18 protein-coding genes and 1 pseudogene are annotated in these 19,106 nt (G+C 39.6%); 5 read left to right on the top strand and 14 right to left on the bottom strand.

The features are described from left to right. Positions 1-56: 56 nt before the first annotated feature. Positions 57-620: an isoprenylcysteine carboxylmethyltransferase family protein gene (locus tag ABKA15_RS01615; RefSeq protein ID WP_049513109.1), complete on the top strand. Its 564-nt coding sequence runs from the start codon at positions 57-59 to the stop codon at positions 618-620. A 286-nt stretch (positions 621-906) separates the two neighbouring features. Here the strand turns inward: ABKA15_RS01615 and ABKA15_RS01610 are convergent, their stop codons facing one another. The 5 genes and pseudogenes from ABKA15_RS01610 to ABKA15_RS01590 all read right to left on the bottom strand — a co-directional run bounded on the left by ABKA15_RS01610 (position 907) and on the right by ABKA15_RS01590 (position 7,570). Continuing rightward, positions 907-1,251, bottom strand: a complete 345-nt coding sequence (locus ABKA15_RS01610) for a histidine phosphatase family protein (RefSeq protein ID WP_247937502.1) — start codon at positions 1,249-1,251, stop codon at positions 907-909. Beyond that, positions 1,225-1,826: pseudogene (locus ABKA15_RS01605) on the bottom strand (class I tRNA ligase family protein); the annotation flags it as partial. The gene ABKA15_RS01610 and the pseudogene ABKA15_RS01605, both read right to left, overlap by 27 nt. A 203-nt stretch (positions 1,827-2,029) precedes the next feature. Further along, a complete protein-coding gene (locus ABKA15_RS01600) occupies positions 2,030-3,697 on the bottom strand; it encodes an ABC transporter ATP-binding protein (RefSeq protein ID WP_049513113.1) in 1,668 nt (555 codons plus the stop codon). Beyond that, entirely contained in the window at positions 3,687-5,450 is a 1,764-nt protein-coding gene (locus ABKA15_RS01595) for an ATP-binding cassette domain-containing protein (RefSeq protein WP_350015366.1), read from the bottom strand. Before ABKA15_RS01595 ends, ABKA15_RS01600 begins: the two co-directional genes overlap by 11 nt. 224 nt (positions 5,451-5,674) lie before the next feature. Continuing rightward, on the bottom strand, positions 5,675-7,570 hold the full coding sequence (locus ABKA15_RS01590; RefSeq protein ID WP_049513117.1) for a M13-type metalloendopeptidase: 1,896 nt from the start codon (positions 7,568-7,570) through the stop codon (positions 5,675-5,677). A gap of 175 nt (positions 7,571-7,745) precedes the next feature. Between ABKA15_RS01590 and ABKA15_RS01585 the strand changes: the two genes are divergently transcribed. From ABKA15_RS01585 to ABKA15_RS01570, 4 genes are all read left to right on the top strand, one after another. Then, entirely contained in the window at positions 7,746-8,465 is a 720-nt protein-coding gene (locus ABKA15_RS01585) for a metal ABC transporter ATP-binding protein (RefSeq protein ID WP_003028891.1), read from the top strand. Position 8,466: 1 nt separating this feature from the next. Then, a complete protein-coding gene (locus ABKA15_RS01580; protein ID WP_301331516.1) occupies positions 8,467-9,315 on the top strand; it encodes a metal ABC transporter permease in 849 nt (282 codons plus the stop codon). Between the two features lie 34 nt (positions 9,316-9,349). Continuing rightward, positions 9,350-10,279, top strand: a complete 930-nt coding sequence (locus ABKA15_RS01575; protein ID WP_186832745.1) for a metal ABC transporter substrate-binding protein — start codon at positions 9,350-9,352, stop codon at positions 10,277-10,279. 156 nt (positions 10,280-10,435) lie between these two features. Then, positions 10,436-11,086, top strand: coding sequence for a metal-dependent transcriptional regulator (locus tag ABKA15_RS01570; protein WP_106387989.1), 651 nt, complete (start codon positions 10,436-10,438; stop codon positions 11,084-11,086). Between the two features lie 123 nt (positions 11,087-11,209). Here the strand turns inward: ABKA15_RS01570 and dtd are convergent, their stop codons facing one another. The 9 genes from dtd to ABKA15_RS01525 form a co-directional block, all read right to left on the bottom strand. Beyond that, a complete protein-coding gene (gene dtd / locus ABKA15_RS01565) occupies positions 11,210-11,653 on the bottom strand; it encodes a D-aminoacyl-tRNA deacylase (protein WP_350015365.1) in 444 nt (147 codons plus the stop codon). Between the two features lie 87 nt (positions 11,654-11,740). Continuing rightward, positions 11,741-13,957, bottom strand: a complete 2,217-nt coding sequence (locus tag ABKA15_RS01560; protein ID WP_049513126.1) for a bifunctional (p)ppGpp synthetase/guanosine-3',5'-bis(diphosphate) 3'-pyrophosphohydrolase — start codon at positions 13,955-13,957, stop codon at positions 11,741-11,743. Positions 13,958-14,131: 174 nt separating this feature from the next. Then, a complete protein-coding gene (locus ABKA15_RS01555; RefSeq protein WP_003028899.1) occupies positions 14,132-14,278 on the bottom strand; it encodes a hypothetical protein in 147 nt (48 codons plus the stop codon). A 165-nt stretch (positions 14,279-14,443) separates the two neighbouring features. Then, complete coding sequence (locus ABKA15_RS01550; RefSeq protein WP_186832747.1) at positions 14,444-15,187, bottom strand: 16S rRNA (uracil(1498)-N(3))-methyltransferase; 744 nt, start codon at positions 15,185-15,187, stop codon at positions 14,444-14,446. After that, the gene (gene prmA / locus ABKA15_RS01545) at positions 15,188-16,141 is read right to left on the bottom strand and encodes a 50S ribosomal protein L11 methyltransferase (RefSeq protein ID WP_186832748.1); all 954 of its coding nucleotides are present in this window, start codon (positions 16,139-16,141) and stop codon (positions 15,188-15,190) included. 4 nt (positions 16,142-16,145) lie between these two features. Continuing rightward, positions 16,146-17,591 carry a HEPN domain-containing protein gene (locus ABKA15_RS01540; protein ID WP_186832749.1) on the bottom strand — a complete coding sequence of 482 codons (1,446 nt, stop codon included), beginning with the start codon at positions 17,589-17,591 and terminating at the stop codon, positions 16,146-16,148. 59 nt (positions 17,592-17,650) lie between these two features. Continuing rightward, complete coding sequence (locus ABKA15_RS01535) at positions 17,651-18,121, bottom strand: GNAT family N-acetyltransferase (RefSeq protein WP_350015364.1); 471 nt, start codon at positions 18,119-18,121, stop codon at positions 17,651-17,653. Beyond that, on the bottom strand, positions 18,118-18,561 hold the full coding sequence (locus ABKA15_RS01530; RefSeq protein WP_106387984.1) for an NUDIX hydrolase: 444 nt from the start codon (positions 18,559-18,561) through the stop codon (positions 18,118-18,120). Before ABKA15_RS01530 ends, ABKA15_RS01535 begins: the two co-directional genes overlap by 4 nt. A 49-nt stretch (positions 18,562-18,610) precedes the next feature. Continuing rightward, positions 18,611-19,081, bottom strand: a complete 471-nt coding sequence (locus ABKA15_RS01525; RefSeq protein ID WP_106387983.1) for a DUF3013 family protein — start codon at positions 19,079-19,081, stop codon at positions 18,611-18,613. Positions 19,082-19,106 lie beyond the last annotated feature (25 nt).

Here is a 19,106-nt window from a genome sequence, read left to right as displayed (position 1 = left end):
CCTTTTAATTGACCACTAAAATTAAAAGTTGTATAATGCTAGCTGGAGGAAATATCATGGATTTACAAACGATTTTTGCATATGGGTTCATTCTCCTTTTCATCATCACAGAAACGTGGATTAAAAGGAAAACAAAATCAAACAATGAAAATAACTCTGAAGACAAAGGAAGTCGTTACATCATTATTGGTAGTGTTGTTTGTTGTCTTCTATTAATGAATGAACAACTTCTACCTTCTATAGCTCAACTGCCACATTTTTTGATCTATATTGGAATTCTCCTTTCTCTAGCCGGCTTTATATTACGTATCTATGCAGTTAATTATCTTGGGAAGAATTTTACACTTGCTGTTCAAACAACAGATAGTCAACAATTGGTAGAAGCAGGTCCCTACTCTATAGTGAGAAATCCTGCCTATACTGGTAGTATCGTATCCATACTTGGCTTGTCAATTGTTTCATTAAATCCTCTCACAATTATTATTTGTCTCATTCTATTGGTAGTTGGTTACAGTATTCGATTAAAGGTAGAAGAAAAAGCCTTACACAATCATTTTGGAAAAACATATGAAACATACTGTCAAAAGGTTCGCTATCGAATTTTCCCTTATATTTGGTAATTTCATTCAAATATAACATACCTTTCAACTAGATTTGACTGATTACTAAACATGATAAATATTTCTTTAATGAAGGATTGAGTTTTGCGTTATACAAGATTCAATCCTTTTAGTTTGATTTCACTCTGTTTATATCGGATGCCACTATATTGAACTTTGGGATTTCTCCAAAACGATTCTAACCTTCCTTTCATAACATCTCCCAAAAATTTTTACTTTTTCGGAACTATTGATTTAAATCATACCCTTTAACTCAAAATTAGCTCCTAATCGGAGCTAACTTCTATCAATTTTTTATTTCTTCAATCTTCTCACGTCCGAGTTCTCGATAGCTACGGTCGCCAACGACTTGAACCGTAAACTGGCCGTTCTCATATTCAAGAATCGTCACGCTACCATTATCGAGACCATGCGGATGCATGCCATTGATCAGGTACACAATGGTTCCAATGGTCATCCCGTGGCTGACAACAAGGGCATTCCCACCACCTTGTTCTTCCATTTCTTTGGCAATCGATTCAAAGCCTTCCTTAATTCGGCTACTGAGTTTTTCCCAGCCTTCTGCCCAACCAGCAGTATCAACCTCTACCAAGCCTTCTGCCAGCTCTGCATAGGCAGTGATTTTAAGCATCCATTGGCGCATTGGTTTGCGGACAACTGGATAGCCACCACGCTCCGATGTCCCATCTGGAAGGACTTCTTCATTGGCGATAGCTGTTCCTAGTTCCTCAACCCAGTTTACTGGTACTTCGGCTTCGTATGCCAAGCCTTTTTCATATAATTTTGTGAAAATCCACTGAGTCCATTTGTAGTAGTTAGGATCCGTTGTATTCACTTCACGATCCCAGTCATATGAGAAACCAAGTGAGTTGATTTGGCGTTTGAAATTGGCAATGTTTTCTGCCGTAAACTCAGCTGGGTCATTTCCTGTGTCCATCGCGTATTGCTCAGCAGGAAGCCCAAAAGCATCCCAGCCCATTGGGTGAAGAACATTGTAGCCTTGCGCACGTTTGAAACGGCTAAGAATATCAGTCGCAGTGTATCCTTCTGGATGTCCTACGTGCAGACCAGCTCCAGATGGGTAAGGAAACATATCCAGCGCATAAAAGTTTGGTTTGTCAGCATCTGTTCCTGTCTTGAAGGTATGATTTTCAGCCCAATAATGTTGCCATTTTTTTCAATTGATTTGTGATTATAAAAGGTCATTGATTCACTCCAATTTTGTGATGTTATTATTATACCATTTTTAGGCGATTTTAAAAGGCATAATTAGGGAAAGAGGAAACATAATCAAAAAAGGATACTTTACTAACTGGATTTGTTTTCTAGATCATTTTATTGAGAAGTTTTAACTCCATAGCTAAATGGAAAATCCTAAAATATGAAGCCTAGCATTTATTCTACCCTTTTTATTGCAGTCGCTTTAACCGCGATACGTCCAATTCATAGACTTCACCTGCAAATGCCACTGTTGACAGACGGTGTGAAATCATAAAAATCATTCCTTGGCATTCTTCTTTTACAATAGACAGAAACGCCGCTTCGTTGAGCGAATCAAGATTGCTAGTCGGCTCATCAAAGATATAACAATCCGCCTTTTTCAAGAGTGCCCGCATAAGCTCTAAACGCTGTCTTTCTCCAGCTGAAAAGTCACGTTCACCGTCAATAATTGTATCCAAACCATTCGGCAATCTTTCTAGGCACTCTTTTAGTCGGCATCTTTCTGCCAACTTCCAGATACTCTCATCACTAATGTCGTTTCTCCCCAGTAAGAGATTTTCTCTCAAAGATTGGTGAAAAAGCTGAGCTATCTGTGGTACATAGGCAAATGAAGCCTGCAAATGCTGACGATTGATTTCTCTAGCATCTACACCAGTAAGAAAAACTGAACCAGCATTGCTGTCATACCAACGCATAATGAGCTTCATCAGGGTTGATTTACCACTACCACTCTTACCAATCAAGCCAATAATCTTCCCTTTTTCAAAATGTGCAGAGAAATTATTAAACAGCTTTTGCTGACGATTGTCGTAGGCAAAATCCATATTCTCAATCAGAATATCGTCTAAAGTGACAGCTATTTCCTGACCAGTTTGGACGGGCTCTACCTCATCTAAGAGAGCAAAAACAGTACGACCTGCATTCATAGCTCGTTTAAATCCTAAAGGCAGGCGTCCTAATTCTAAAAAAGGAGCAAAAGAGCTAGAAAAAGCAACTAAAACGAGAACCGCTCCCTGACAAGATAACTGATGATTTTCCACTTGATAGAATGCCAAAAGAGCAACGCTTGTAAGAGACAGTCCCACCACCAAAAAGGTTACCGTTTGCTGTAGATATTGTTTCTGGGTAACCTGTCTTTCCAACTGATTCACGGTCTGACTTTTGCCCGTCAATTCTGCAAATCGTTCGTGACTCTTGCCAAATTGAGACAAATCGCCCATCGCTTTCAGACTTTCCAAGAAAAAAGAAACATAATTCGAGCGTTCCTGATTTTGCTTCTGCAAAATATCTTGTAAACCGAGAGCAAACATTCTCGGTAAAATAATAGCTAAAATCCCATAAGTCATTAAAGTCACTAAAGCAAACCAAAACGAGAAATATGCAAAATACATTCCCATCAAAAGAGCTGTCAAGAACCCTGTACAAATAGGAGCTATCGTATGTGCAAAAAAGATTTCCAGCGCTTCAATATCTTCACCAATCATCTTGAGCAATTTTCCGCTGTCCTGACGATCCAACTTTGCTGGTGCCAAACGGCGTAGCTTCGCAAAAATGAGCTTACGTAAATCCGCCAGAGAATGGAAGGCAACAAAATGCCCAAAATAATGCTCTCCATAGCGAAAGGCGCCCCGAGCCAGGGCTAGTCCAATCAATAAAATCAGACTCCACCAAGCAGACTGCTGACCATTTAAAGCATGAAAACCTAATACAATCACAAGAGTTGGAATTGTCACCGTTGTGACAAAGCCAAGTACCGCAAAGAAAACCGCTAGAGCGATAAAAGGGAGCAAATGGTTCATCACCTGAAAAAGTCTGCTGAGGATAGCACGAGTTGTGTAACGTTTTTTAGTTTCCATGCGTTAATTCCTCCAACTCTTGCTGGGTATTTGCCAATTGACGGTATTCTTCACTCTGTTCATAGACTTCTGTCGGCGTTCCCAAAACCGTTTTTTCTTTTTCTATAAAGAGAACTTGACTTGCTTTAGCGACTTGTTTTATCTTATGGCTAATCTCAATGACAAGCGCATCTTGCGCTACCAAATTTAGCAAATCATAGATAGCCACTTCATTGTCTTTATCTACACTGGATGTCACTTCATCAAACAGATAGAGTGAACGCTTGGCCAAGACAGCTCGCACACAAATGATCTGCTGGCGTTGCCCCGGTGATAATTGACTGCCGTTTTCCCCCACAAGAGTCTCAAGACCTTGAGGCAGATCTCTTACAAATGCTAAAACACCTTTTTCAGCCAGCCAGTCCTCTAATTCAACCCGCGACCAATCTACCGCCAACTGTAAATTCTCAAGAATGGATGCGTTTAAAAGGACACTGTTTGCTGACACGTACATGACTTCCTGATAAATGGTTGATTGGGATAGGCCTTTGATTTCTTTTGCTCCTAAGAAAATGGAGCCTCTGTCCGCCTGTCGTTTCCCCAACAACAGCTTGGCTAACGTCGTTTTCCCACGGCCGCTTTCTCCTGCAATGGCTAAGATTTGTCCTCGTTTCATTTTAAAACTTAGATTTTCAAATAATTTTCTATCCGCAAAAGCAAAATCCAAGCCATTAACTGTCAATTCACTAAAAGGAGGCAATTCCTGCCGTTCCTCTTTTGCTTCTTTTTCAATCGAATCCAAAAACCCAAAAATTCGATCAGCCATTTTGGTATTCATCATAACTAAATGCATTCCATAACCGGCTTCACGAATCGGCGTGAAAAACTCAGTTGCAATAAAAACAAAGTAAATCATAGCAAACAGTGATAAGTGCCCTGCTTGTAACATGGAAGCTGCAACGAATCCTGACACGCCAATCCCCAAGTACATGACTGCATCCATGTAGCCAACTGACTGCAGCTGAAATCCTAGAAGTTCCATAGTTGCATCACGGAAATCCTCTGCCTGCGCTGCAAATTCCTTTTCATATTTAGCATCTGCCTGATAAGAATAAAGAGTGTTCAGCCCCTGAAGATCATCTAAAAAGAGATTGCCAACATCCATATAAGAAGCCCAGTAACGATTCATAATCCTGCGCGAACGCTTCTGCATGAGAATGATAGACATAGGAATCAAAGGCAGCGAGAGAATAAAAATCAAACCGCCAGCAGGGAACAGAAAAAACACAATCACCAACACTGTCAAGCAATTCAAATACGTTCGTAGATTTAAGGGGAGATAATAAGAATAATACGTATCCAAACTGTCAATTCCTTGTGACGCTACCGTCAAAACATCTGCAGCCGTCTTACTATCTTGAAATTCTCCGTCTTTATCTACGAAAGCCTGAAAAAATACTGCTTTTAGTTTGTTGCGAGCAAACTGCGAAGCTACTCCTTGGAAATTTTTCGCCAGAAGCGAAAGCGCAAAACCTAAACAAGAAAAGAAAAATAGCCAAAAAAGAACCGACAAAAAATTCAATGGTATTCCCTCATATAAATCCGACAAAACTTTTGCTATCAATGCAAAGCCCAAAATCCGCATGATGAATTGAAGCCAAGCTAAAAAAGCCGATAGATAAATCAGTTTCATTTTAGGCTGGATCAGTTCTTTCAAACGAGCAATCAGCTCTTTCTTTCTGCCTCGTGATATTTTTTCTTGCTCTTCTGTCATCACTTTCTCCTCACGTTCTTCATTCTATCCTATATTTATTCATTATAACACTCCCAAACAGAGAAATAAATTAAATTTTCAGTTTTTTTAATTTGTTCAGTCCATGAAAACTTTCCTTCTTTGTGTAATTTATTCATAAGACAAAGCAATTAGCCAGCCTCTATGCGCTAAACACACAAAAAACCAGCTGACCATTCCAACTGGTTTTGAGTAAAGTGATACCATTACCAAATAATCACACGGTCTTCTGGTTTGCGCCACATGCCGTCTCCTTCTTTAACGTCAAAAGTCGTAAAGAAATCATCAAAGTTTGGCAATTGAATATTGGTCCGAAGTTTTCCGGGAGCATGCACGTCCACGCTGGCTAGCATTTGCATGTATTCTGGACGAGCTTTCATGCGCCAGATACGAGCAAAGTTCGTAAAGAACTCTTCTGCAGAGAAGTCTGCTTCTTTCTTAGCAGCTTCCAGTGCTGCCGCAATACCACCAAGGTCTGCAATATTTTCTGAAACAGTTAGTTTCCCATTGACTTTAGCACCGTAAGAATCCTGTCCGTCAAATTGCTCAATCACCTTTTGAGTACGTGCTTGGAAGGCCTCGTAATCTTCTGGCTTCCACCAATTGTTCAAACTTCCGTGTTCGTCAAATGAAGCTCCATTTGAGTCAAAGGCATGAGAAATTTCATGAGCAATCACCGCACCGATACCGCCATAGTTGGCTGATGAAGATTGATGTAAATCATAAAATGGCGCTTGGAGAATAGCTGCTGGGAACACAATTTGATTTTGCTGTGGGTCATAATATGCATTGACCATATGAGCTGGCATGTGCCATTCACTGCGATCCACTTCCTTGTTCCACTTGCTCCATGTATGCGCAATAGAAATTTTTGCTAAGTTTCGAGCATTCTCAACTAAGCTCAAATTCTCATCAATCACTTTTTTCTCATAGGTTTCTGGCAATTTCTCTGGATAGCCGATATGCGGTGTGATGACATTGAGCTTAACAATCGCTTTGCCACGTGTTTCCTTAGCGAGCCAATCCGCCGTTTCCAGACGCGACTTATAAACATCAATCATAGCAGCAACTTTGTGCTCTACATCTGCTTTTGCTTCAGGCGAGAATTTTTCTCCCGCATACCAAAGACCAAGGGCTTGGTTATACGGACCTTGCGCTAGCTGGTAAGCTGCCTTTTCTTTTGGACGGGGTTCTGGGACACCTGAGATAGCGCGTGCATAGGTCCCTGAAAGGACACGAATTTCTTCAGTGAGTAAAGAAGTCCATGCTCCAGCCGCAAACAATTTCAATCCTGCATGGATAGCAGCCCAATTCTTTTCTGAATAATATTCCGCCGCAAACTCTTTCCAGAAGCGCTCTTGCGGAACAATCACCTTGTCTGGGATTTGTCCCAAAATCTCTGTAAAAATCGCATTAAGTGGCAACTCTGGAGCTAGCTTCGTGAAATCTGTCCAATCATAAGGATGATATAATTTCACATATTCCGAGCTTTCTTCATTTGACAGGACATACTTGGCTAATTTAGCATCCAATTCCAGATATTTATCTAAAATATCTTTTGTTTCTTCTTTCGAAAAGCCAAATTTAGGCAGCAGTTTTTCCTGCATTTTCCGCCAGATTGCCAGCAATTCCTTACCTTTTTCATTTCCTTCTTCATAGTAGGTTGTATCTGGCAAAATGATTCCAGGTGCATCAGCCCAGAGAACATTCATTTGCGCATTCATAAAGTCTGGCGCGACGTCAAAAGTAAAGAAATTTGGCTTTCCAGCCATTTCATATTCAGCAATCTTTCCAGTAAATTCTTTGAAAGAGCCGAGCGCTTTATATTCTTCTACCAGCGGCATTGCAGGAGCAACTCCTGCTTGTTCCCGCCCGTCAAAATCTGCCACCAAACGGTGATATTTCACAAAATTTTTCAAGACTGGATCATTCGGTACATTTTGGCCTGCTAACCATTTATCAGTTGTGGCCAGCATCAATTTTTCAATATCTTGATCCAAATCCATAAATCCACCTGTCATAGGTTTATCATCAGGAATAACTGCTGTTTTTTCCCATTCACCATTAACATAATCAAAAAAATCATCTTGTAAACGTGTCATCTTGTTCTCGCTTTCATTGTTTTACCTTAATCCTATCAAAAAAGTTCTGAATAATCAAACTTTTATCAAAAGGGAGTTTTCTGGCAAACCTTGCTTCTGATTTTCTTAAAAAATCTAAAAATTAACTTGACTTAATTTTTATTTTAAGGTATATTAATAGCAGGGGTGTATAAAAATGATACGTATCGAAAATTTAAGTGTCTCTTATCAGGAAACGCTTGCTCTCAATCAGATTTCTTTGGAAATCCAAGGCCCAACTATCATGGGAGTTATTGGTCCCAACGGAGCTGGTAAATCCACCCTTTTAAAAGGAATGTTGGGCATCATTGATCATGTTGGACAAACTTATCTTGATGATAAAGAATTCTCAAAGGTACTTAGCCATGTAGCTTATGTGGAACAAAAAGTTCACATTGACTACAACTTCCCTATCAAAGTGAAAGAGTGTGTGTCTCTTGGACTGTATCCAAAAGTGAAACTCTTCCACAGACTAACAAGCACAGACTGGGACAAGGTGACAAATGCACTACGCATTGTCGGCTTAGAGGATTATGCTGAACGCCAAATCAGCCAATTGTCAGGAGGGCAATTTCAACGGATCTTGATTGCGCGCTGTCTAGTACAAGAAGCTGACTGTATCTTTCTGGATGAACCATTCGTTGGGATTGATTCAATCAGTGAAGAAATCATCATGACAACGCTACGCAGTCTAAAAGAACAAGGAAAAACGATTCTCATTGTTCACCATGACTTAGGAAAAGTCCCACATTACTTTGATCAAGTTTTAATTTTGAATAAAGAACTCATTGCCATTGGAGAAACTTCATCAACTTTCACAGAAGAAAACTTGAAAAAAGCCTATGGCTCTCAGCTTTTTGTGAATGGAGGTCTTTAATATGTTTTCAGAATTTATTGATGGACTACAAAATTTCCATTTTCTACAAAATGCGCTGATTACAGCCATTGTCATCGGGATTGTTGCTGGAGCAGTTGGTTGCTTCATTATCCTAAGAGGCATGTCTTTGATGGGCGATGCCATTTCACACGCGGTCTTGCCGGGAGTTGCGCTCTCCTTTATTTTAGGAATCAACTTCTTTATCGGAGCCATTGTTTTTGGACTTTTAGCTTCGGTCATTATTACTTATATTAAAGGAAATTCAATTATCAAAAGTGATACTGCCATTGGAATAACTTTTAGTTCCTTTTTAGCTCTTGGAGTCATTTTGATTGGAGTTGCTAATAGCTCAACTGACCTTTTCCATATTCTTTTTGGGAATATCTTAGCTGTGCAAGACATTGACATGTGGATTACAATCGGTGTCGGAATCGCTGTTCTAATTATTATTGGACTATTCTTCAAAGAATTATTGATTACATCTTTCGATCCACTTCTGGCAAAAGCGATGGGGATGCCAGTCAACTTTTATCATTATCTCTTGATGATTCTCTTGACGCTGGTTGCAGTTACAGCTATGCAAAGCGTGGGAACAATTTTGATTGTTGCTATGCTGATTACACCTGCTGCTACTGCTTATCTTTACGCTAACAGTCTTAAAACGATGATTATCTTGTCTTCTAGCTTGGGGGCACTTGCATCTGTCTTAGGACTTTTCATCGGCTATACCTTTAATGTTGCGGCTGGTTCAAGTATTGTACTGACATCTGCCATTATCTTTGCCATTAGTTTCTTTATCGCTCCAAAACAACGATTTAACAAACTTAAAAACAAACCCAAGCTAAAATAAAGTTAGTATTAAATTTATCAAAGGAGAACCTTACATGAAAAAATTAGGTTTTGTCGCCGTTCTGTTTTTGGCTGTCGTAGGACTCTTTGCCTGCGCTGGTCAGAAAGGAACATCTACTAAGAATTCAAAATTGAATGTTGTTGCTACCAACTCGATCATTGCTGATATTACAAAAAATATCGCTGGTGATAAAATCAATCTGCACAGCATTGTTCCAGTCGGAAAAGACCCACACGAATATGAACCACTTCCAGACGATGTCAAGAAAACTTCTAATGCTGATTTAATCTTCTATAATGGTATCAATCTTGAAACAGGCGGAAATGCTTGGTTTACAAAATTAGTTAAAAATGCGAAAAAGACTGAAAACAAAGATTACTATGCTGTAAGTGACGGTGTTGAGGTCATTTATCTTGAAGGTCAGAATGAAAAAGGAAAAGAAGATCCACACGCTTGGCTCAATCTTGAAAACGGAGTGATCTATGCAAAAAATATTACAAAACGTTTGATTGAAAAAGACCCTAAAAATAAAGAAACTTACGAAAAAAACTTGAAAGCATATACTGCAAAATTAGAAAAATTAGACAAGGAAGCAAAGGAAAAATTCAACAACATTCCTGCTGACAAGAAAATGATTGTTACCAGCGAAGGTTGCTTCAAATACTTCTCTAAAGCCTACGGCGTGCCTTCTGCTTACATTTGGGAAATCAACACAGAAGAAGAAGGAACTCCAGACCAAATCAAAACATTGGTTGAAAAACTTCGTAAAACCAAAGTCCCTTCACTCTTTGTCGAAAGTAGTGTCGATGAACGTCCAATGAAGACCGTTTCAAAAGATACGAAAATTCCAATTTATGCTAAAATTTTCACTGACTCAGTCGCTGAAAAAGGAGAAAAAGGCGATAGCTACTATGACATGATGAAATGGAACTTAGATAAGATTTCAGAAGGTCTTAGCAAATAAGAAATGGAAAAAGGAGCCGGAATTGATTGCCAGTTCCTTTTTACTTAAAATTCTTCTTGAATAAATAAGCCTTTCATTTCTCTGAAATAAGCGGTTATCGGCTGTATTCTTAAACTATTTTTGATATACTAGTAAGATAAGGAGTAAAAGGACAACATGACCCCAAACAAAGAAGATTACCTCAAATGTATTTATGAGATCGGTACGCATACTCAAAAAATTACAAATAAAGAAATCGCGGCCCAAATGCAGGTGTCTCCCCCAGCTGTCACAGAAATGATTAAAAAGATGATTGCTGAAAAATTAATTATAAAAGATAAGATTAAGGGCTATTTATTGACCAGACTTGGTCTCCACCTTGTCTCTGAACTATATCGCAAACATCGCTTAATTGAATATTTTCTGGTACACAATCTACAATACACCACAACTGATCAAATCCACGAGGAAGCGGAAGTTTTAGAACACACCGTTTCAGAATTATTTGTCGAGCGCTTAGAAAAAATGCTAGGTTACCCAGAAACTTGCCCCCACGGCGGAACCATTCCAGCAAAAGGTGAATTACTAGTTGAAAAGTATCAGCTAACATTGGATCAAGTTGAAAATGCTGGGACCTATCGCTTAGCACGTGTCCATGACGAATTTGAGTTATTAAAATATTTGGAAAAGCACAATTTACATCTGGGAGATACGCTGATACTGGAACAATACGATCCTTACGCTCAACTGTATGCGCTCAAGGTCAATGGAAAAGAGCTGCAAGTCAACTCTGTTATCGCTCAACAGCTTTATGTGGAGAAAATCTAAAAAGAAGTCGAAGCTGATAACACCAACACATTAGAGACTGCTCAATGCGTATTGAGTTTTATCCTAGAAAGCAAACGAGTCTGGAACAGTTTTGTCCCAGACTCGTTTTTATTTATCCTTTTCTCAACGATTCTTCGTATCTAACACAATCGTCACCGGTCCGTCATTGACTAGCTCAACCTGCATATCAGCTGCGAAAACACCTGTTTTAACAGCTATTTCTCGACCTAGCAATTCGTTGAAGTCATCATATAGTTGACTAGCCAAGTCTGGTTGCGCAGCGCCTGTAAAAGCTGGGCGATTGCCTTTTTCTGTATCTGCGTAAAGGGTAAATTGAGAAATAGAAAGAATCTCTCCCTTTACGTCTTTAATGGACAAGTTCATCTTGTCTTCATCATCTAAAAAAATCCGCATATTGGCAATTTTTCTCGCTGCATACGCCACATCTTCTTGATCATCATCTGGGGCAACACCGACTAACAACAGCAGTCCTTGCTGAATTTGATTGTAAAGTTTGCTATCAATCGATACCGAAGCCCGCTTCACACGCTGAATCACTATTTTCATTTTGAACTTTCTAATTTCTGTTACATTTTGTGAATAAATTTACAAGAACGCAATTCCAGCAAAACATTTCCGCTCTGTTGTCCTCACTTAGCCGTTTGTCCGTTTGACAGAATAAACTTCTGGCACGCTCTTAATCTTATCTACAACTGTCGTGAGCATAGATAAATTAGCGATTCCGAAAGAAACATGGATGTTTGCAAATTTCATATCCTTCGTTGGCTGTGCATTGACAGTAGAAATATTCTTGGTTGTATTGGACAAGACTTGTAGCACATCGTTTAAAAGACCTGCTCGATTCAAACCATAAATATCAATGTGTGCTGTATATTCTTTCGTAGAGGTATTTTCTTCCCATTCGACATCAATCAAACGCTGCTCATAATTTTCCTGCGCCCGCAGATTCATACAGTCCTTACGGTGAATTGCTACCCCACGACCTTTGGTAATGTACCCGACAATCTCGTCACCAGGAACTGGATTACAGCATTTGGCAATCCGTATCAAAAGCCCCGACGCACCTTGGATAATAACGCCGCCCTCATGCTTGACTTTCAGCGTTTCTTTATTCTCCCGTTTCACTTCGCCGCCCTTGACAAGCTCTTCTGCTTCAGCTCTCGCTTTAGCGCGTTCTTCCTCACGGCGTTCTTTTTCTGTCAAACGATTAAAAATAGAAATCGCACCAATCTCACCAAAACCAATTGCCGCAAAAAGAGCTTCTTCTGTTTTGTAGCTCGTTTTTTGCAGGACTTCTTCCATGTGCTTTTTGTCCATGTATTTATTGGCTACATAGCCATGTTCTTGGAATTGTGCCTGTAAAAGTTCGCGCCCTTTAGAAATGGACAATTCCTTGTCTTGGTTTTTGAAAAATTGACGAATCTTATTGCGTGCCTTGCTTGTTTTTACAACATTTATCCAGTCACGGCTTGGTCCAAAGGAGTTGGAACTGGTGATAATCTCGACTTGATCCCCTGTTTTTAACTTCGTAGTCAGTGGCACCATGCGACCATTTACCTTGGCACCGACCGCTTTTTCACCAACTTTGGTATGGATTTCATAAGCAAAATCAATCGGTCCAGAGTCTTTTGGCAACGAGCGGACAGCTCCGTCCGGTGTAAAGACATATATTTCCTCAGCCAGGTAATTTTCTTTGACAGAATCCACAAAATCTTGCGCATCGTTTGATTGGTCTTGGAGTTCCATCATCTCCTTGATCCAGTTCATTCCAATCGCAGATTCTTTGCTATCAACTTGACCTTTAATGCCTTTTTTATAAGCCCAGTGAGCGGCAACCCCGTATTCAGCCACTTCGTGCATCTCTTTCGTCCGAATTTGAAACTCAATCGGACCTTTAGGCCCATAAACGGTGGTGTGGATAGACTGATAACCGTTTGCTTTGCGATTGGCAATATAATCTTTAAAACGTCCGGGCATTGGTCGCCAAAGTTCATGAATGTAACCCAGCATGGCATACACATCACTTTGCGTATCTAAAATGCAGCGAATAGCAATCAAGTCATAAATTTCATCAAAACGCTTTTTCTTGTCCTGCATTTTCCGATAAATCGAATAAATATGCTTTGGACGACCGTAAATTTCCCCATGAAGATTACGCTCAGACGCATAGGTTTCAATCTTATGAACCACTTCGTCCACTAATTCCTCACGTTCCCGACGTTTTTCTTTCATCAGATGGGAAATCTTATAAAATTCTGTCGGATTCAAATAACGAAAAGCTAAATCTTCTAGTTCCCATTTAACACTCGAAATCCCCAAACGATGAGCTAATGGAGCATAAATTTCCATGGTTTCGCGTGAGATGCGTTCCTGTTTGTCTTTGCGCAGGTGCTTAAGTGTTCTCATATTGTGCAAACGGTCTGCTAGTTTTACCAAAATGACACGGATATCCTTGGACATCGCCATTAGCATTTTGCGGTGGTTTTCAGCCAACTGCTCCTCATGAGACATATACTTGACTTTACCAAGTTTGGTCACACCATCGACAATCACGCGCACTTCATGTCCAAATTCGCGCTCCAAATCATCTAAAGTCGCATTTGTATCTTCTACTACGTCATGCAAAAAACCGCAAGCGACACTGACCGCATCCAGCTTCAACTTCGCTAAAATCCCTGCTACTTGGATCGGATGGATAATATAGGGCTCACCCGACTGACGAAATTGCCCTCTATGTCGATCTACTGCATAGAATAGAGCTTTTTGCACCAAGGTGACATCTTCTGATGATAAATACTTTCTAGTAAGAGCGACCACTTGATCGCCTGTTAAATTCACTTCTTTTGGCATGTTCTCTCTCCAGTTCTTCCTACCATTTTATCACTTTTAAGGCAATATGAAAACAAGGAAACACAGAAGAATGCAAAGCTTCTGTGAGAAATGGCCGATTTTTTTCAAACTGCGATTACATATAAGCCATACCCAGTAAATAGTAATTACTCTAAGTTTAGAAAAAGCCCGCCTTTATATAGGCGGGTTGTGATGGAAGAGGTGATGCTTTTCTGCATGTAGCATATCTCCGATAAATTCAACATAAGCATAAATGAGATAGCAAGCTGATACAACACCTAAAATAGCAATAAACAGCTCAAATAAGGTAGATAAAGACATGATGAACCTCCTCTCCTTACCAAGCAAAAGCAGTTTTCGCAATCTAGCCAGCAGATTTGTTTCCGTGCTTCCACCCTTTCTAGCTAAACTAGATATTTCACTTATATTATACCAAAGTTAGGAGTTAAGAACAATAGAAATGAGAGCTATTAAAGCTACTTTTTCCTACTGTATCAATTCTGTCAAAACACTAACTGCACTTAATGCGTAAAGTGGAGCTGTCTCTGTCCGCAAGATACGTGGACCTAGCCCTGCAAGTATAGCTCCTGCTTCTTCCAATGTAGTAATTTCTGCTGGAGACAGACCGCCTTCTGGCCCAAAAACAAATAAAATCCGACTTCCTATTTCGAGTCCTGTCACAGCCTTGACCAAAGCAGCAGACTCCCCCTCTTTGGCAGATTCCTCATAAGCTACAATGACGCGGTCAAACTGGCTCAAACAATCTAAAAAATCAATTTTCTTCTCAAAAAGTCGGACTTCTGGTACCCGATTGCGTTTGCTCTGCTCAGCTGCTCCCAAAACAATCTTTTCAAATTTTTCTGCCTTTTTGGCTAATTTCTTACCGTCCCACTTGGCTACAGACCAGTCTGCTGGAAAAGCCCAGATAGCAGCTGCTCCCAGTTCTGTCGTTTTCTGAGCCACCCATTCCAGCTTATCTCCCTTGGGAAAGCCAGAAGCAACCGTCACATGAAGCGGCAGCTCCGCGTTATCTGGAAATTTTTCTACCAGATTCAACACGTGGCGCTCCCTATCCGCAACTCTTGCTAGACGTTTAATGCCATCTTCAAAAACCAGCACCACTTCATCATCTTCTACCAAACGCATGACAGAAAACATATGCTTAAGGGTATCTTTATCTCTGATAATGACAGGATTTTCAACCTGTCCCTTCACAAAATACTGCTGCATCTAGCCTCCTATCACTCCTGAAATCTCCTTGGTTTTCTTAAAGACACAGGCATTCCACTCGCCTTGAATCATGTGAATCTCTAGGGAAAATCCAGCAGCTTCTGCCGACTCCCGCACCAGATCCCATTTCTCAGAGATAATCCCGCTCATAATCAGATAGCCCTCATCCTTAAGCAAACGGTAAGCATCGTCCGTCAGATTTACCAAAATATCCGCCAGAATATTAGCTACAATGACATCCGCCTCGATGTCAACGCCTTTGAGAAGGTCGCCAGCTGCCACCTGAATATTTTCAGTCCCAGCATTCAAGGCAATATTTTCCTGAGCAACACGGACAGCCACATCGTCCAAGTCATAGGCATAGAGATCCTTAGCGCCCAAGAGAGAGCTAGCAATGGAGAGGACACCACTTCCTGTGCCTACATCCAGCACCGTTTCTCCGCCCCGCAAGACCTGCTCCAAAGCAAAGAGACTCATCTTGGTGGTCGGATGAGTGCCCGTTCCAAAAGCCATACCGGGATCTAGCTTGATGACTTTCTCACTCGGACCAGCCTCATAGTCCGTCCATGACGGCACGATGGTCAAGTCATGGGTAATGCGAGCTGGCTCAAAGTATTTCTTCCAGTTGTCCGCCCAGTCCTCCTCAGCCAGCTGCTGAGTGGTTAACTGGGTTTCTCCAATATCCAAACCAAAATCCCTCAGCTGAGCCAACCGCTCTTTCACTTCCTGACGAATACTTTCAAGATTCGCTGTTTCTGGATAATAAGCCGTAATGCCAACCGTATTCAGCTGCTCTACCTGAGGCAACACCTCCCCAAAAGGACCAGCTTCCCCCAGATAATCCGCACTGTCATCAATCGCCACACCTTGACTGCCTAAATCAATCAGAATATTACTGACTGCTTCTTCCGCCTCACGGCTGACCGTAATGGTTAGTTCTTGCCAAGTGTTCATATAACTAATACTCCTTGCTATATTCTAAACCAATTTCTTTAAAAATATAAAACCGTAATACCTCTTGACAAAGCTGAAGTAAATCGTACATCTCATGGTAGTCAGTTATTAAATTTTTATAATTAGAACGTTCTTCTCCGTGGGTATAATAGTTCCTCGTATCGTATAATCTATTAACAACCTCTGATATCTCTTGATTTGAAAAATATTGTTGCTTTAATTCTACAGATATATTTTCAAAAAGATAAGTCAATTTTTTCCTTAAGTCACTATCTTTTCGTTTATACTTCAAGCGATTTCTTAGTCGGTTTTTAAACTCTTTATCTACATTTTTATTTATATAATTGATTACTCGATTTATATTCTCGCTTTCTTCGTTTGAAATTATATTTTTAGGTTGTACAATAAAATTTCTAGCATACACTTCTAGATTTCTTATTGAGTCCATAAATTGATCTTCTAAGTACGGCTTTGCATGTAAATTCGCTGTGAACTTACTAACAATAAATTCTAATTTTTCTTTCTTATTAAACCAATCGTTTAAAATAATTGCAAATTTTTTATCCATTTTCATTAAGGAAATATTATGTAATCTAAATTTATCCCATCTGGTAACGCTCCTTGAATGTTGAATAAAATACTTCCCCTTAATAATAGGATAATTATTATCTTTACGTTTCTCACATAAAAATTCTATCCCCACAAAAGATAATGGTTTATCAGATAAAATCTCAACTAAGTCCTTAACCTTCATAGAGACTTCATAGCACTTATCGAATGAGACTTTTCCCTTCCCATGCGGGGATAATATAAGTTTATAATGTGGACTTAATGTCAAATTATCATAAGTAAATGTATACTCCACAGTATCTTTAAATTCTAAATTTTCAGACTCTATGACAACTTGATTCACAGGGTAATTTGAAAGATTTACATTGATATTAAAATCTTGCTGTTCAAAATCTCGTTCGGTATTAACAATAGACTTACCAATCCAATCCTCTATATGATCGAAAGAAAATTCATAGTTTTGAATCTGAGTATCTTCTAACTGATCAATCAATTGTGACAGTAACTGCTCAAAGTTCCCATCATTTTCTAAATAATTATAGTCAATAGTGAAAATTTTAAAATTTTTAATACGATATTTCCTCATCGGAAAGCCTGGAATATTATAAGTTCCAAACGGACTACCATAAGATTCCAAAATCAAGAGTTTACCAGAGGAATCAAATCCATAAATTTTATCCACTGGATTCTCAAAATTAACTTTAATAACATCGTCATCAGGAAACTCTCCAAAAATTTCTAACACAATCTCTTCAGGCGAGTAAGTCAAAATACCGCTATTTCCCTCATCACTAATAATTTTTGTTTTGTCAGTTGAAAAATTACCTTTGATTTCAAACTCTTTATCCCATGAGTACGTTTTGTATGTTAATTTTCCCATATCTCTATATTTTTAATATCCTCCAAACTCCACATCAACTACTCCTCATTTACCAGTCTCTACTCAATTTCCTTCGTCATATAAACCATATCCATGCCCTCTTGATCTGGTTCAGTATGCGTTTGATGATAGCCGCATTTTTCATAAAATTTGACCATAGGCTCATCTTGGAAAACCGTACATAAATCCCACTGAGTAATCGTCGAAAATGTTTTCTCAAGCAGGTGAATCCCTTCATAACCATAGCCTTTTCGCTGATACTGAGGTAAAATCGCAGCTGTCCCAAGCCAACCTTCTGTTCGCGCATCGTTGGTCTGCAAGCGAAGAAAGCCAACAATTTCCTCTTCGTCTTTGACAAAATAGTAAAAACTATTAGGACGTTCCACCAACTTCCACTTAATCCGCTCCCTATCTTCCAGATACGGGTCATACTGGTCATGATATTTTTCGTAGACAGCTTTAAAACTAGCACGTCGAATATTGATAATGGTTTCTAAATCTGTAGCTTCTGCTTGTTCTATATGAATCATATCTGCACCTCCAAATAATCTCCCAATCTACTTTTCAACTGCGGGATGACGTTTTCATCCGCTAATAATTCTTCTATATTTGCCAATTTGTAGCCCTGTCCTTCGTCACCAAAGACAATCTGATCTATCAGTTCTTGACAAATAGAGGCCACCATGAAAACAGAAACTTTCTCAGGATGAACAAATCCCTGATAACATTTGACCCATGTAATGGAATCCTCCATGAGTTCAATGCCCAGCTCCTCGAAGACTTCTCTTTTGATGCACTCAAAAGGCGTCTCATCCTTTTCTCTCCCACCGCCAGGAAAATCCCACATATTCGGGTAAGGAATTGTCGGAATATCGTCTCTTAAAATGGTCAAAATTGTATCGCCATACAGCAAAGCAATTTTACAGCCTGAGAAATCAAACGTTTGATGCAAAACAGTCATATCGCTCATTCTCCCCTTCCTCCGTACAATTACTCGTCTTCTTGGACACGCTTGTGTTTTAGTACCTCGGATATGAATAGAAATCCGTCTCAGTCAAATCAGCTCTGCCTTTTTCAAAAGCTTCATTATTCCAGACAATTTCAAATTCTTCTACCGCTGGATCTGCTAGAAAGTCCATGAGAGCATCTAACCCTTCTTCGGCCGTCTGCTTCAAAAAGTCCACAAAGTAGGTCAGGAATTCACGAGACAAACCTTTCTTTGGCTCATAAGGGACAACTGTTAGATAATCCTCTATTTCAAAGTGAGACTTAGCAGGGTTATAAAAGAGAACGCTTTCTTCAAAGAAAATATCTTCTGCACTACTTTCCCCATCTATATCTAAAAGTTCTATGCTATTTGCATTTTGCACTTCTAAGAGAAATGACAGCTCTACTGCATGGTTTTTCTTGTCCCAATTGATTTCATAGTCAAATGGAAAGCTTTTCTCCATTTCTTCATCTAATATATCCAAAAATCCATACTTCGCCATAGCCAGCCTCTCTCTAATCCTATAA

The organism is Streptococcus sp. KHUD_010, from assembly GCF_040207525.1.
Lineage (GTDB): Bacteria > Bacillota > Bacilli > Lactobacillales > Streptococcaceae > Streptococcus > Streptococcus hominis.
The sequence above is the reverse complement of the archived record's forward strand: the minus strand, read 5'-3'. Positions and strand labels throughout refer to the sequence as shown.